We start from the raw sequence: 15,067 nt of genomic DNA on the forward strand, positions 1-15,067 counted from the left end.
CTCAGGTCACGAAGGGCAGATCATGCAGGCGCGCAGGGTATGCGGCCCCGTCGATCATGACCGCCAGTGCGCCGGACGCGTCGGCAAACTCCGCCCCGATCAGACCGACCGCGATGGTCGCGCCAATCCGCTTGGAATATGCCAGTTCGCTGACGAAGCCTGCATCCTGGCCATCGCATGTCAGCCGCACGGTATGGCCGGGCAGGGGTGGGTGTCCATCGACGATCAGCCCGGTGCGGCGCCGGGCAAGGGGCTTGGCCGCAAGCCGCTCCAGCGCGGCGCGACCGACGAAATCGTGATCCGCCGCAAGGTCGATCAGCCCGCCAAAGCCCATCTCGAACGGGTTGGCACGGTAGTCCTGCCAGCGCATGTCGGCGCCATATGAAATCAGCCCGCCTTCGAGCCGCTCGATATCGTTGGGCGCACCAGGGCCGATGCCGAAGGGCGCGCCAGCCGTCTTGACCCTGTCCCAGAGCTGCGTCCCGCAGGACCGGTCCATGAGATAAAGCTCATATCCGCCCTGCTTGGACCAGCCCGAGCGCGCAAGAACCAGCGGCATGTCGTCAAGCTTGGTCGAGATGAAGCCGAAATGGCGCAGATCGCGCACCGTTTCGCCAAATAACGCGGCGGCGACATCAATCGCCTTCGGCCCCTGTATCGCCATCGGCGAGACATCGGGCTCGCCGACCGCCACATCCCAGCCCTTTTCCCGGCCAATGGCCGCGGCCCAGAGGTGGATGTCGCTGTCGGCGACCGACAACCAGAAGCGATCCTCGGCCAGTTTCAGAAGGACGGGGTCGTTGATCAGCCAGCCATCGTGATCGCAAAGCGGGACATAGCGGCCCTGGCCGACGCGGGTCTTGGCAAGGTTGCGCGGCGTGAGGTATTGCGCCAGTCGCCCAGCATCGGGGCCGGTCAGTTCCACCTGACGCTGCGCGCCCACATCCCACATGGCAACGCCGTTCAACAGCCGGTCGTATTCGGCCTCCGGGTCGCCGAAATCGCCGGGGATATACATGTGGTTATAGACCGAGAAGCACCGGACGCCATCGCGCACAGTGGCGTCGAAATAAGCGGATTTGCGGATATTGGGGCCGATTCCGATCGAGAATGTCACGCGATGTCCTCCGGGATGAATGCGCCTTCGCCTGCGTCGATCCATCGCCTATGGCTGGCGCGACTGCAACGCGAATGTCGCTTGGATCGCGTCTCTGGATGTGGCTGAACGGTCGCGAGAGCGGCGCGTCAATAGCACCATGCCCGCGCCACAACCGGCAAGCGGGTTCGTCCGAACAGTCATACCTGGAGGGTGCTGGGGATAAGTGGCAGCCCGTAGGGGAATCGAACCCCTCTTTCCAGGTTGAAAACCTGGCGTCCTAACCGATAGACGAACGGGCCATGCCGTGGCGTGAGGCGTTACCTAGAAAAAAGCAGAGGCCGACGCAAGAGGCATTTTGCAAAAAAAGCACGCGGACGAGCGCGATATGTGTCAGGGGTCGCGCGGCGGTGGGCAAGGATCACGCTTTCTGTGCCGGGGCCGCGTCTTCGAGGCGCAATTGCACGGTCTGGCGGCCGCCCCAGTGGTTGATGTCGAGCCGCCCTGCAAGGTGGAAGCGCGCGCCGCCATGTTGTTCGAGAGCCGCGCCGAGGGGGCCATCGAAGGCGCCGAAGGCGATGGCGTCGAGTTGCCCCGACAATCCGTCGCCAAAGCGCAGTTTCAAGTGCGACTCGCCGACCCTTTTGGCAAAGCCGATGCTCATGTCGCTGAACACGTAGCGCGGGCCGGGCGCACCTGCGCCGAAGGGGCCGGCGGATTCGATCTGTTCGACCAGTTCCACGGTTGCGGCGCCGGGCATCAGCAGCCCGTCAAGGCGCAGATCGGCAGGCCCGGCCATGCCCGCGCCCTGACGTGCCAGCAGTTCGGAAAGACGCGCCATCGCCTCGTCGATGCGGTCGCGCGCCACGGTCAGCCCGGCGGCCATGCGATGCCCGCCGCCCTTGATCAGCAGGCCCTCGGCGGCAAGGCGCTGGATCGAGGCGCCAAGATCCACCCCCGAAACCGAGCGTCCCGAACCCTTGCCCTCGTCGCCCTCGAGGCCGATCACGACGGCAGGCCGGTTGGTCAGCTCCTTGAGCCGCGAGGCGACGATGCCGACGACGCCGGGATGCCAGCCCTCGCCCGCGGCCCAGACCAGCGGTGCATCGAAACCGCGCGCTTCGGCCTGTTCCAGGGCGGCGGCCCGCACGAGAGATTCGACTTCGCGGCGCTCGGTGTTGAGCTGATCCAGCCGCTCAGCCATCGCGGCTGCCTCGGCGGGGTCGCGCGTGGCCAGCAGGCGCGCACCAAGATCGGCCTTGCCGATGCGCCCGCCCGCGTTGATGCGCGGCCCGAGGACAAAGCCGAGGTGATAGGCGGCAGGGGCGCTATCAAGCCGCCCCACATCGCAGAGCGCCACAAGGCCGGGGCGCGCGCGATGCGCCATCACCCGCAGCCCCTGGCGCACGAAGGCGCGGTTCACCCCCCTGAGCGGCGCGACATCGGCCACGGTGGCCAGCGCCACAAGATCCAGCATCGCCATGAGGTCGGGGCCTTTCTGCCTGGCCTCGCGCAGCTGGCGGCCTGCCTCGACCAGCATCAGGAACACGACGGCGGCGGCGCAGAGATGCGCAAGGTCGCCGGATTCGTCCTGCCGGTTGGGATTTACCACGGCCAGCGCGTCGGGCAGGGTCTCGCCGCCCAGGTGGTGGTCGAGGATCACCACATCGGCCCCCTTGGCGGCGGCGATGGCGTCATGGCTGAGCGTGCCGCAATCGACGCAGACGATCAGATCGTGATTAGCGGCAAGCTCGGACATCGCGGGCACGTTGGGCCCGTAGCCCTCGTCGATACGGTCGGGCACGTATAGCGTGGCGTCCTGGCCCATCCGGTGCAGCCAGTCCAGCAGCAGCGCCGCCGAGGCGCCGCCATCCACGTCGTAATCGGCGAAGATCGCGATCCGCTGCCGGTCGCGGACCGCCTGAAGGAACCGCGCGGCGGCAGGTTCCATATCCTTGAGGCTGCGCGGGTCGGGCAGGAGGTCGCGCAGCGCCGGGACAAGGTAGGCTTCGGCCTCATCGGCAGCCACGCCAAGGCGCGCGAGCGTCTGGCAGAGCGGGCGGGGCAGGGCGGTGGCCTGGGCCATCGCCTCGGCCAGGCGGTCGATCTCGGTGCCGGGGCCGATCCAGCGCCGTCCGGTCAGGGAGCTTTCAATTCCGAGATAGGCATCCACCGCCGGCCCGCAGCGTCAGCGGATCGGGTTGCGGTAGATCATCCGGCGCAACGAGCCGGTCTTGGACCGCATCAAAACAGTTTCGGTCTCGACATAGCCGGGGCGGCGCTTGATCCCGGAAACGACCGAGCCGTTGGTGACGCCGGTGGCGGCGAGGATGACATCAGATGTCACCATCTCGTCGCGGGAATAGACGCGGTCGAGATCGGTGATCCCGGCCTTGGCGGCGCGGCCTTTCTCGTCGTCGTTGCGAAACAGCAGACGGCCCCACATCTGCCCGCCCATGCATTTGAGCGCACTGGCGGCCAGAACGCCCTCGGGTGCGCCGCCGGCGCCCATATACATGTCGATCCCGGTCATTTCGGGTTCGGCGCAGTGCATCACGCCGGCCACGTCGCCATCCGAGATCATGTAGATCGAGGCGCCTGTGGCGCGCACATCGTCGATCATTTCCTGGTGGCGGGGCCGCTCGAGGATGCAGACGGTTATTTCGGATGGCTTGCAGCCCTTGGCAGCGGCCAGCGCCTCGACGCGTTCGCGCGGCGACATGTCGAGCGAGACCACGTCCTTGTCATAACCCGGCCCGATGGCGAGCTTGTCCATGTAGACATCCGGCGCATGCAGCAGCGTGCCGCGCGGCGCCATGGCGATCACGGTCAGGGCATTGGGCATTGCCTTGGCGGTGAGGGTGGTGCCCTCCAGCGGATCGAGCGCGATATCCACGCCGGGGCCTTCGCCGGTGCCGACTTCTTCACCGATATAGAGCATCGGAGCCTCGTCGCGCTCGCCCTCGCCGATCACCACGACGCCCTTGATGTCGAGCATGTTGAGCTGCTCGCGCATGGCGTTCACCGCCGCCTGGTCGGCGGCCTTCTCGTCGCCGCGACCGATCAGGTCGGCGCAGGCCAGGGCGGCGGCCTCGGACACGCGGGCAAGGCCCAGTGAAAGCATGCGGTCGTTGAAATCGGCGGCGGTCATGGCGGATCCTTGTATATTCAAAGCCCCGAAAGCATTAGCGGCAGGGTGGCTGTGGCACAAGTGCCGCGGACCGGGGCAGGGTGTCTCATACGGTTTCGATGCGCAGGGCGACGGGCTCGCCGACCATCACATCGAGTCGCGACATCGCGTCGAGCGCGCCGTCGAGCGCGCTGCGGGTGGTCTTGTGGGTGACGATCAGCACCGGCGCGGTGGTGTCGTCATGGCGATACTGGCGCATCCGGTTGATCGATATGCCGGCCTCGCCCAGCACGGCCGCGACCTTGGCCAGCGCGCCGGGTTTGTCCTCGAGCAGGATGCGCAGGTAATAGGGCGCGGGCGTGGCGGCGCGGGCGGCTTTCGGCGGTTTCAGGCCGCTGGCGGGCTGGCCGAAGGTTGCGATCCGGCAGCCGCGGGCGATATCCATCACGTCGCTCATCACGGCGCTGGCGGTGGGGCCTTCGCCTGCGCCGGGGCCGCGCAACACGATCTGTTCGACCATGTCGCCTTCGAGAACGACCATGTTGGTGCCCCCTTCAAGCTGCCCCAGCGGGCTGTCGGCGGGCACGAGGCAGGGCGACATGCGCTGTTCGAGCCCCCGTCCGGTCATCTGCGCGACACCGAGAAGCTTGATGCGATAGCCCATGTCGTCGGCATGGCGGATATCGGCCAGCGTGACGCGCTCGATGCCTTCGAGCTCTATCGCGCTGAAATCGACCTGGGTGCCAAAGGCGATGCTGGAAAGCAGCGCCAGCTTGTGTCCGGCATCGATGCCGCCGACATCGAGATTGGGGTCGGCCTCGAGATAGCCCAGCTTGTCGGCCTCCTCGAACAGGGTGTTATAGCCCTGGCCGGTGGCCTGCATCCGGGTCAGGATATAGTTGCAGGTGCCGTTCATGACGCCCATGACGCGGGTGATGTCATTGCCCGCAAGGCCTTCCGTCAGGGCCTTGACGACAGGGATGCCGCCCGCCACGGCGGCCTCGAACCGCAGCACGCGGCCCGCGGATTCCGCTGCCGTAGCAAGAGCTTGGCCGTGCAGCGCGAGCATCGCCTTGTTCGCCGTAACGACATCCTTGCCCGCGGCGATGGCGGCCTCGGTCGCTGCCTTGGCGGGGCCGTCGCTGCCACCCATCAGTTCGACGAAGACATCCACGTCATCGCGGCGGGCCAGGGCGACGGGGTCGTCCTCCCATGCATAGGCATCCAAGGAGACGCCGCGATCCTTGTCGCGGGTGCGCGCCGAGACGCCTGTGATCACTACGGGACGGCCCGCGCGGGCGGCCAGAAGGCTGGCTTTCTGGCGGACGATCTTGACGACACCGGTGCCGACGGTGCCCAGTCCGGCGATGCCAAGGCGCAGGGGTTCGGTCATGTCGGTCTCCAATCGTCACGGGAATAGGGCTATGAAAACGCGATGTAACGGGTTCGCAAGCGCCTTGCAACGCGGGTTTTTGGCGGGGATGCCGGGGGATTACCCGGGGTCTGGTGCCTGGATGCCGCGGGACATGCGGGTGCGGGTTTCGGAGTCGATCACCGATCCCCGGAGCCGCTTGGCGCGATCGCGCAGGGTCTCGGCGCGGTCTTCAACATCGGTCTCGTCCTGTTCGGTGAGGGTCGGCTCGGCTGCGCGCTCACGGAGGTCTTCGGTGGGCAGCAGATCGAGATAGGGCGCCGTGCGCACGTCGTCGTCGATCGCCTCGTCGAGGTCCGGAAACCGGGTGCAGCCGGTAGCGGGCAGGGCGATCAGGGCCAACAGGGCAAGGGCGGAAAGGCGCATGGGTGATCTCGGGACGGGACAGTTGTTTCCCTCATGCCACTGTTTCAATGCCGAGGGCAAGCGGGGGCTTTGATTTGAACGAGTGTTCAGATAACTCTGAGACCATGGCCAGGACACAGGGATCGCATTCCGATATCACCGGCCCGCGGGTGCGGGAGGCTGCGTTGCGTCTGTTTGCAACGCATGGCTATGCCGCTGTTTCCATGAGACAAATCGCGGGTGAGGTTGGGGTGCAGGCGGGGGCGCTGTATAATTACACGCCAGACAAGCAGAGCCTGCTGTTCGACCTGATGAAAGGCCATATGGACGACCTGTTGGCAGCGCGAGCGGCTGAACCTGGCCCTGACGACCCGCTGGCGGCGCTGGAGGGGTTCACCCGTTTCCACATCCGTTTCCACCATGACCGCCCCGACGAGGTGTTCATCTCCTATATGGAGCTGCGCAACCTTTCGCCGGAAAACTTCAAGGAAATAGAAGGTCTTAGGCGGAGTTACGAAGACCAGCTGGAGGCGATCTTGCGGCGTGGCGTGGCGATCGGTGCGTTCGATGTGGCCGAACCCAAGATTGCGGCAATGGCGGTGATCGCGATGTTGAACGGGGTCAATACATGGTTTCGGGAAGGCGGGCGGCTGAGTCTGCCGCAGATTGAGCAGCTCCACTGGGACATGGTGCGCAAGGCCGTCTCTGCGCCGGAGCCACCGAATCACGGTTAATATCTTGCTTTAAAATAAAAAAACACTGCCTGTATCGCGTCAGTATCACATCGGTATCGCGTCAGTGCGCCGTGCCGCATCGCGCAGGGTGAATCGGGCGCGCGCCGCATGACACAAGCGCGCAACCTTGGCGTGCACAAGAAATTGCACAAATCCAACAAAATCTTGCCTGATTGCAGGGCTAAAACGAGTGGCCGCCTAACCGTTTGTTAGGCATGGCCCAGTATTACGGCGCTGCTCGGCGGGAGCGCGCAAGAGGGCTGGGCATGCCTGCGGTGCGGGTCATGCCCGGTGGACAAGTGGCATGTGTTGCCTGAGTTGGAGTGTGTTTCGATGCCGAACTATAACCTGATGCTCTACAATACCAACAGCGTCACGCAGTATTCAGAGACCAACTTTCTGTCCACGCCCGAAGCGAGCTTCTTTCCCAACAGTTCGACCGGGGATAATGATGCGGATGGGGCGACCGTCACCTTCGGGAATCTGAACGGCGACGTGATCACTGTCAACGATAACGATAGCGTTTTCGGGGATGGCGATGTCGGGCTGATCGGCGGGCAGACATCGACCTCTTCGACCACCCTGTTCAACCTCGATGGCGGGATCGAACCCGAATATGCCTATACGCTGACTGATCCTGGCACGGGCGAGTCGTTCCGCATCTATGCGATCACGGCCACGACGTTGCTTCTGGGAAACACGGTTGTCGGCTTTGCATCAGAGCGCCCGATCGACCCGACCGTCACCTATAATGTCAGCTATGACATTCCCCCATTCCTTGGAAGCACGGCGGATTCCGACCCGAGCGTCGCATTTTCCAGTCTCATCTGCTTTGTGCGCGGCTCCCTTATCGATACGAGTCGCGGGCCGGTCGCGATCGAGGATCTTGGTCCGGGGGATCCGGTGGTGACGCTCGACCACGGCTGTCAGCCGATCCGTTGGATCGGCAGGCGCAGGCTGAGCCATACCGAACTGAAAGGTGCATCGCATATGTATCCGGTCCGCATTCGCGCCGGGTGCCTGGGTGAAGCCCTGCCGAACAAGGATCTCATGGTGTCACAGCAGCACAGGATGCTGGTGCGTTCGACCATCGTGAAGCGGATGTTCGCCTGCGGCGAGGTTCTGGTTGCGGCCAAGCACCTGTTGGCGCTGGACGGGGTCGAGATTGTCGAGGATCTGGAAGAGGTGGAGTATTACCACCTGCTGTTCGACCAGCACGAGATCATCTTTGGAAACGGCGCCCCGACCGAGAGCCTTTATACCGGTCCGGTGGCGATGCGCTCGCTTTGTCCGCAATCGCGCAACGAAATTCTGGAGCTGTTCCCGGAGCTCAAATACATGACGGAGCCGCCCCGCCCCATCCGCCAGTTTTCGAGCGCACGCAAGGGCCAGCACCTGGCCGAGCGACACCGGAGGAACCGCAAGGCGGTGGTGGAGATCGAAACGGCGCGGCGGGACGCCCCCCAGCCAGTGACGTAGCGACGCGCGGCGGCCCGAAGGCCGCCCCGCAGCGCGAAATTCATCCGGCGCGCTTCAATGCGCGGGCTTGATGAAGGTGCCGTTGCGCAGCTCGCGCATCGCCTGTTGCAGCTCTTCGCCGGTATTCATGACGATGGGGCCATGCCAGGCGACGGGCTCGGCTATGGGCGCGCCCGAGACCAAGAGGAAGCGAATGCCGTTCTCGCCCGCCTGCACCGTCACCTCGTCGCCGGTGCCAAAGCGGATCAGGGTGCGGTCACCGGACATGTCGCGGATGTTGACCTCCTGGCCCATTACCTCTTTTTCCAGCAGCACGCCGCGCGGTTGGCTTGCATCGGCAAAGGCGCCGGAGCCCTCGAACACATAGGCGAAGGCGCGCCGGTAGGTATCGACGGGGAGGGTCTTTTTCACGCCCGGCGGCACCGAGATATCGAGATATTGCGGATCGGCGGCGATGCCGTCGACCGGGCCGCGCCGCCCCCAGAATGTGCCGACCACCACGCGCACCACCGTGCCGTCATCGTCGATCACCTCGGGGATGTCGGGGGCTTTCACGTCCTGGTAGCGCGGCGCGGTCATCTTGAGCGATGACGGCAGGTTGGCCCAGAGTTGGAAGCCATGCATCTGGCCTTTTGCGTTCCCTTTCGGCATTTCCTGATGCATGATGCCCGACCCCGCGGTCATCCATTGCACGTCACCCGCACCCAGCAGGCCGCGATTGCCCAGGCTGTCGCCGTGTTCAACGCTGCCCGAAAGCACATAGGTGATGGTTTCGATGCCGCGATGCGGGTGCCAGGGGAAGCCCTGGGCGTAATGCGCCGGATCCTCGTTGCGAAAATCGTCGAACAGAAGGAACGGGTCCAGCTCGGACGGTTTGTGAAAGCCGAAGGCGCGGTGCAGGTGGACCCCGGCACCTTCCATCGTGGGCTGGGCGGCGCGGGATTCAAGGACGGGTCTGATCGACATGGCGTGTCTCCTTTTGTCCCCAAAGACCTATGGCGCTGGGCGCAAGGTGCAATGGGTGCGGCTGTGTGGCCGTGAACCGCACCTGTGCGCAGGCCCGCAGGGCGCTTTGGTGCACGAATGATACTCGCATCGGGGGCGGTTTCGGGCTAAGCCGCCTGAGCAAAACGGGAGATGACGATGGCGGACGAGGTATTGATGGTGCTGAAGGCATCACCGGGGCGGCGCGTGCTGGGGGTCGGGACGGTCCTGACTCTGGGTGCGATCGCGGTCTATGTCGCCCTGTTCGAGCCGCCGGGGCATTTCGGGTGGACGGTGTTCCTGTTGGTTCTGGGGATGGCGGCGCTGTGGTTGAGCAACCGGATGCGCCAGGCCACGATGGCCCAACTGGAGCTGACGCATGAGGTGTTGCGCAGTAGCACGGGCGAGGTTCTGGCGCAGGTCGGCGATATCGAGGCGCTGGAACGCGGTGTATTCGCCTTCAAGCCGTCGAACGGATTCACCCTGCGCCTGAAGGAAGGCGCGAGCGGCGCGCGCCGCTGGGAGCCGGGCCTGTGGTGGCGCATGGCGCGCCGCATCGGGGTCGGGGGGGTGACGCCGGGCGCGCAATCGCGCGCGATGGCCGAAATCCTGGCCGAACTGATGCAGCAGCAGGCGCGCTGATTCAGGCGCGATCCCGGCAGGCGGCGGTCAGCAATCCGGGCATTTGACCTGTTCGGCAAAGCGCGGGCTGGTGAAGACGCGGGTCTGGATGCCGATCGCCTTGCTGAAGCCGATATCCAGTTGAGGTTCGTATTCCGAATAGGATTCGACCTGAATCAGGTGCTCGCCATTGCCCATGATGGGCAGGATGTCGTGGCGGGTCTTGATGCTGTCGTCGGTCAGCTCATCAAGCGGGCCGTCGCCGCGCACTTCGGACCAGACGATCGCATATTCGTCATCGTCGGAATTGTAGGTGATGATCGAGATGCGCATCTGGTTCTCGCCGCGATCATTGGTGAAATCGTCGAACAGGGTCTTGGTGTTGTCGACATAGGCGGTCGAGACGTTGGTCTGCTCGCGCGAGATCATGTCGACGATGGTATAGCTCGCCTTCTCGCGCACGCTCTTGTAGCGATACATCTCGAAGAACTCGTAGGTCGCCGACAGGGTCCAGAACAGGAGCGGGACAACGATGACCGTTTCGACGGTCACGGTGCCGCGGGTAGAGTCGCGAAAACGGGTGAGAAAGGATTTCAAACGGGCGATCAACATCGGTCTCATGGCTCCTGCACGAAGGCGGACATGGATACGACGGCGGCCTGGCCGCTGCTATCCTTTTTCAGGGCCTTGCCAAGGATGTCCTGGGGCATCATCGGGTCGTATTTCAGGCAGGCGCGCAGCAGCATGAGCTGGTTGCGCTGGCCGGGCACGAACTGGCGCACCGGTTTCGTGGGCTGGGCCTCGTCGGAGCAATCCGGCGTTGCGTCAAGCCCGCTATAGGCGCGGATATCCACGGGTTTCATCTCGAGCCGGAGGTTCTCGCTGCAGTTTCCGCCAAGGTGGGAGAACTCGCAGACCATGTTCTTGATCGTCGGGTGGTTGGGCGGCGTCGCATAGCCCAGCCGGATCTGGCGCACGGTAAGATCGAGACCGCGTTCCAGCATGGCGTGGCGCAGGGTGATGACGCTGAGTTCGATCGAGAACAAGAGGAACATCACGAACACGGGGAAGATGATGACAAACTCCACCGACGCGTTGCCGCTGTCGTCACGCCGCAACCGCGAGAGTCTTCGGGAAATGAAGCGGGTCATTGGGTCAACCTCAGCTTCTGGACGTTTGCGGCGATGGAGCCGAACGCCTGTTTGATGTTCACCGTGGTGGCGTCGTAATGGTTGCCATCGCTTGAGGCGCAGTTCGCGAGCTTGCTTGCCGCGCTGGTCTGGTCACCCATTTCGAAGGCGATGGTGAAGACAACGATTCCCGCGGCGTCGGCAGCATCGCAGATATAGGACATGCGGTCGTCCTTGTCGCTGGGGCTGATGCTGCCCGAGCTGTACCTGTCGAATTGCTGGTCGGGGACATAGTCGTCGCTGATATCGCCATACCAGTCGGGCGACATCAGGCCCCAGGCCTCTTCCCAGCTCAGGCGGTTCTGGCTGATCACGTTCGAGAAGGCATCGCTGAGGGAGTAGAAACGCCGATTGCGTGCGGGATCATAGTATTTTTTGCTCAGCTTCGGGGTGTAGATGTAGTGACCCTCGTGCTCTTCGGTCGAGTAGTCGCATTCCCATGTGCCGACATAGGTTCTCCAGATCCAGTAACCCTCATAGACGTCGGTGCCGCATTTGGATTCGTTGTTGGAGTAGTCGATGACACTGCCACTCGAGTTCACCAGCTTTGCTTGCTGGAATTCGTCCGCTTCATAGGTGATCTCGTAGACGTTGGAGTTCGGGCCGCGATAGTCGGGGGTCGCGTGGCTTTCGGGAACGTTCGGATCGATCAGATCGTTCGGGTCCGACAGATGATAGGACCAGTCATTCGCACCGTCACCCATCAGGATGATGATCTTGAGCACCTGGCCGGTGGTGTAAAGCGCGGGCAGGTCTGAAATGTTGGGGTTGACGACGTTGTAGGTCTCGGTGCCGCCATTGCCGTCCGGCCGGGTGCGATCAGCCTGGAGGCTGGTCACGACGGGACGGAAGGCCGGATCCAGCAGGGCGCTGGCCCATTTCATCCCCATATCGGCCGAGGTACTGCCCGCGGCCTTGAGCGAATCGAGCTTGCGTTCCACTGCGGCATAGGTGCTCGCATAGGGCAGGATGCTGAAGTAGTCGTCGTCAAAGCAGCTGCGGTTATAGGCGCTCGAGGAGCCGCTTTCGACATTGCCGGAGCCGACCTGGCCGAAGCTACCGTAACGCGACGTGTAGAGCGTCTGTGCGTAGGAGACGTTCGGGTCGATGGCCGCGTTGTGGAATTCATCGTTGGTGAAATCGAGGCATGTCGAATAGTTGTGCGTCTTGTTCACGGACAGGGCATCGAACATTTCCGGCGAGGGGCTCACATTCCAGCTGTAGGGCACGACCGAAATGGTGGTGGTCCCCTCGTCGGAGTTGTTCATCACATCCTCGGCGAATTCCTTGGCGGCTTCCTTCATCTTGGCCAGGCGGGTGCCGGCCATGGAGCCGGATACGTCGAGCGCAAGAACGATCTCCATCTTGGGCGACGCGATCGCGGCCGTCGAGGTTGCGGCGGCGTCGAGCGTGTCGATGCCGGAGAGCTTCATCAGCAGCGTAGCCATCGTCATCGAGGCCGACGCGGTCACGCGCTTGCTGTTGAGACCGGCGTCGATATCCGTCGCCGGGTCGATCGGTTCCAGGTATTGCTGCAGGCCGGCGGCTTCGAAGTAATCTTCGACGATACCCTTGATGTCCTCGTTGGTGGCGCCGACGGGGGCACCGGCACCCGCGAGCACGGCACTGTCGAGTGTTGACTGGATATGGGTTCGGGTCATCTCGTGGCGCATGGTGTCGATGCCGAGCCCGGCCGCCACCAGCATGACGATGAAAATGAAGATCGCCAGGGCCACGACGGCCCCGCTTTCATCCTTGCGATAGCGCCAGAGCGCTCGCATCAAGCCCATTTTGGAAATCCGCGGTTTGCCCGCCGTCAAATACTGACGCGCGCGCCGCTCGCTCTTGAAGCCAATCATACGTCACCTCGCAAAACTCGACGTATCGTCTGTTGTGCGGACGATCCCGGTCCTGGAACGGTCCAAAGTGGATTTCTTACCGAGTTTTATGGCCAAAATAAGGCGCGACAAGGTGCCGATACAGGCAATAAGGTGGTGTTTTGAAACAGTTTTGCGCGCCTGCGTGGGTTGTTTCCGCTTTGCGAGCAATTCCCCCAAAAATCCGGCGAGACCTGTTAACCGCGACATCCGGGCGGGCGACGGGTGGACAAAATTGTCGCAGGCCTTCACGATGTTTAAAGCCTGAGGGTCTAAAGGGGGAATGCCGGAATTGTGTCGGCATGACAAGGGAGACGCGCGATGAAAGAGATCAAAGAGCCGACGTTCCGCGAAAGTGTGGACCTGATGTTCAACCGGGCCGTGGCGCTCATGGACCTGCCGCCGGGGCTGGAGGAGAAGATCCGTGTCTGCAACGCCACCTACACGGTGCGTTTCGGCGTGCGGCTGCGTGACAAGATACACACCTTCGTGGGCTATCGCAGCGTCCATTCCGAACATATGGAGCCGGTCAAGGGCGGTATCCGCTACTCGATGGCCGTCAATCAGGACGAGGTCGAGGCGCTGGCTGCGCTGATGACCTATAAATGCGCGCTGGTCGAGGCGCCGTTCGGCGGCTCGAAGGGCGGGCTCTGTGTCGATCCGCGCGAATGGGACGAACATGAATTGGAACGGATCACCCGCCGCTTCGCCTATGAGCTGGCCAAGCGCGACCTGATCCATCCCAGCCAGAACGTGCCCGCCCCCGACATGGGCACGGGCGAGCGCGAGATGGCCTGGATCGCCGACCAGTACCGGCGGATGAACACCACCGACATTAACGCCCGCGCCTGTGTGACCGGCAAGCCGCTCAATGCGGGCGGGATCGCCGGGCGGGTCGAGGCGACGGGGCGCGGCGTGCAATATGCCCTGCGCGAATTCTTCCGCCACCCCGAGGATAAGCAGGCCGCGAATATGACCGGCACGCTGGATGGCAAGCGCGTGATCGTGCAGGGCCTTGGCAACGTGGGGTATCACGCCGCCAAGTTCCTGAGCGAGGAGGACGGCGCGATCATCACTGGCATCATCGAGCATGACGGCGCGCTGTTCAGCCAGAACGGCCTTGACGTGGAAGCGGTGCGCGCCTGGATCATGAAGCATGGCGGCGTGTCGGGGTATCCCGATGCGACCCATAGTGCCGATGGCAGCGCGGTGCTCGAGGAGGAGTGCGATATCCTTATCCCGGCGGCGCTGGAGGGTGTGATCAACATCAACAACGCCGACCGCATCAAGGCGGCGCTGATCATCGAGGCGGCGAACGGCCCGGTGACGGCGGGGGCCGACGACATCCTGCGCCGCAAGGGCACGGTGATCATCCCCGACATGTATGCCAACGCGGGCGGCGTCACGGTGTCCTATTTCGAATGGGTCAAGAACCTGAGCCATATCCGTTTCGGCCGCATGGGCCGCCGCCAGGAAGAGGCGCGCCACCAGCTGATCGTGGACGAGCTGGAGCGGCTGGACAAGCATCTCGGCGACGCCTGGGTCATCTCGCCCAATTTCAAGCAGCAATATCTGCGCGGCGCGGGCGAACTGGAACTGGTGCGTTCGGGGCTGGATGACACGATGCGCACGGCCTACCAATCGATGCGCGAGGTCTGGCACGGGCGCGAGGATGTGACCGACCTGCGCACCGCGGCCTACCTTGTGTCGATCGGCAAGGTCGCCGCCAGTTACCGCGCGCTCGGGCTTTGATCGCCGATCGGCGGCGCTGAGATGCCCGGCCCGTTGTCATTCGGGCCGGGGCCTGACAGTCTGTGTCGAAGATCACCGGACACGAGGAATCGATGCTGAGAGTTGTGACCCTTTGTTGCGGAATCGCCCTGACGGGTGCGACCGCGACGGCCCAGTCGGCCACCGAGACCGAGGCCGAAAAGGCCGAGCGTTGCGCCGCCCTGAGCGACGTGATCGCGCGCAGCGTGACCGCGCGCCAGCTCGGCCAGGATCTCAGTCAGGCCAAGCGCGGGCTGACCAGCGGCGAGGGGGCCGTGGCGGCCAAATACGCCCCCGGCGTGCCGCCGCTCGTCGACTGGATCTATACGCTGCCCGAAGAGCAGCTTGTGCCCGGACTGCCCGCCGCCTTCGAGAAACAATGCCTCGATTACAGCGGTTAGCACGACAG

Annotated in this window: 14 protein-coding genes and 1 tRNA gene; 5 read left to right on the plus strand and 10 right to left on the minus strand. The window is 63.9% G+C overall.

The genetic code is table 11. From position 1 onward, the window contains the following. Position 1: 1 nt before the first annotated feature. The 6 genes from ROH8110_RS01270 to ROH8110_RS01295 all read right to left on the minus strand — a co-directional run bounded on the left by ROH8110_RS01270 (position 2) and on the right by ROH8110_RS01295 (position 6,024). A complete protein-coding gene (locus ROH8110_RS01270) occupies positions 2-1,117 on the minus strand; it encodes a glycine cleavage T C-terminal barrel domain-containing protein (protein ID WP_085815976.1) in 1,116 nt (371 codons plus the stop codon). Between the two features lie 206 nt (positions 1,118-1,323). After that, positions 1,324-1,398 (minus strand) — tRNA-Glu (locus ROH8110_RS01275). A gap of 119 nt (positions 1,399-1,517) precedes the next feature. Then, positions 1,518-3,269, minus strand: coding sequence for a single-stranded-DNA-specific exonuclease RecJ (gene recJ, locus ROH8110_RS01280; RefSeq protein WP_085815977.1), 1,752 nt, complete (start codon positions 3,267-3,269; stop codon positions 1,518-1,520). Between the two features lie 15 nt (positions 3,270-3,284). Next, a complete protein-coding gene (gene glpX, locus ROH8110_RS01285; protein WP_085815978.1) occupies positions 3,285-4,247 on the minus strand; it encodes a class II fructose-bisphosphatase in 963 nt (320 codons plus the stop codon). A gap of 85 nt (positions 4,248-4,332) precedes the next feature. Beyond that, positions 4,333-5,619 carry a homoserine dehydrogenase gene (locus tag ROH8110_RS01290; RefSeq protein ID WP_085816928.1) on the minus strand — a complete coding sequence of 429 codons (1,287 nt, stop codon included), beginning with the start codon at positions 5,617-5,619 and terminating at the stop codon, positions 4,333-4,335. 99 nt (positions 5,620-5,718) lie between these two features. Beyond that, entirely contained in the window at positions 5,719-6,024 is a 306-nt protein-coding gene (locus tag ROH8110_RS01295) for a hypothetical protein (RefSeq protein WP_085815979.1), read from the minus strand. A 104-nt stretch (positions 6,025-6,128) separates the two neighbouring features. On the opposite strand from ROH8110_RS01295, the gene ROH8110_RS01300 reads away from it, so the two are divergent. Both ROH8110_RS01300 and ROH8110_RS01305 read left to right on the plus strand, forming a co-directional pair. Further along, the gene (locus tag ROH8110_RS01300) at positions 6,129-6,737 is read left to right on the plus strand and encodes a TetR/AcrR family transcriptional regulator (protein WP_085815980.1); all 609 of its coding nucleotides are present in this window, start codon (positions 6,129-6,131) and stop codon (positions 6,735-6,737) included. Positions 6,738-7,070: 333 nt separating this feature from the next. Further along, positions 7,071-8,216 (plus strand): Hint domain-containing protein, encoded by a 1,146-nt coding sequence (locus tag ROH8110_RS01305; protein WP_245962777.1) that lies wholly within the window; start codon positions 7,071-7,073, stop codon positions 8,214-8,216. Positions 8,217-8,270: 54 nt separating this feature from the next. Here the strand turns inward: ROH8110_RS01305 and ROH8110_RS01310 are convergent, their stop codons facing one another. Then, positions 8,271-9,182: a pirin family protein gene (locus ROH8110_RS01310; RefSeq protein ID WP_085815981.1), complete on the minus strand. Its 912-nt coding sequence runs from the start codon at positions 9,180-9,182 to the stop codon at positions 8,271-8,273. A gap of 177 nt (positions 9,183-9,359) precedes the next feature. Between ROH8110_RS01310 and ROH8110_RS01315 the strand changes: the two genes are divergently transcribed. Further along, entirely contained in the window at positions 9,360-9,842 is a 483-nt protein-coding gene (locus ROH8110_RS01315; protein WP_085816930.1) for a hypothetical protein, read from the plus strand. Between the two features lie 27 nt (positions 9,843-9,869). Here the strand turns inward: ROH8110_RS01315 and ROH8110_RS01320 are convergent, their stop codons facing one another. The 3 genes from ROH8110_RS01320 to ROH8110_RS01330 are packed head-to-tail and all read right to left on the minus strand — an operon-like array spanning position 9,870 to position 12,801. Beyond that, positions 9,870-10,442, minus strand: a complete 573-nt coding sequence (locus ROH8110_RS01320; protein ID WP_139837368.1) for a TadE/TadG family type IV pilus assembly protein — start codon at positions 10,440-10,442, stop codon at positions 9,870-9,872. After that, the gene (locus ROH8110_RS01325) at positions 10,439-10,972 is read right to left on the minus strand and encodes a TadE/TadG family type IV pilus assembly protein (RefSeq protein WP_085815983.1); all 534 of its coding nucleotides are present in this window, start codon (positions 10,970-10,972) and stop codon (positions 10,439-10,441) included. The genes ROH8110_RS01320 and ROH8110_RS01325 overlap by 4 nt, the downstream gene beginning before the upstream one ends. Continuing rightward, positions 10,969-12,801 carry a Tad domain-containing protein gene (locus tag ROH8110_RS01330; protein ID WP_170156459.1) on the minus strand — a complete coding sequence of 611 codons (1,833 nt, stop codon included), beginning with the start codon at positions 12,799-12,801 and terminating at the stop codon, positions 10,969-10,971. The genes ROH8110_RS01325 and ROH8110_RS01330 overlap by 4 nt, the downstream gene beginning before the upstream one ends. Before the next feature lie 408 nt (positions 12,802-13,209). Between ROH8110_RS01330 and ROH8110_RS01335 the strand changes: the two genes are divergently transcribed. Continuing rightward, positions 13,210-14,640 (plus strand): Glu/Leu/Phe/Val family dehydrogenase, encoded by a 1,431-nt coding sequence (locus ROH8110_RS01335; RefSeq protein WP_085815985.1) that lies wholly within the window; start codon positions 13,210-13,212, stop codon positions 14,638-14,640. A gap of 92 nt (positions 14,641-14,732) precedes the next feature. Then, positions 14,733-15,059 carry a hypothetical protein gene (locus tag ROH8110_RS01340; RefSeq protein ID WP_139837369.1) on the plus strand — a complete coding sequence of 109 codons (327 nt, stop codon included), beginning with the start codon at positions 14,733-14,735 and terminating at the stop codon, positions 15,057-15,059. The last annotated feature ends 8 nt before the right edge of the window (positions 15,060-15,067 follow it).

Source organism: Roseovarius halotolerans, assembly GCF_900172255.1.
Classification (GTDB): domain Bacteria; phylum Pseudomonadota; class Alphaproteobacteria; order Rhodobacterales; family Rhodobacteraceae; genus Roseovarius; species Roseovarius halotolerans.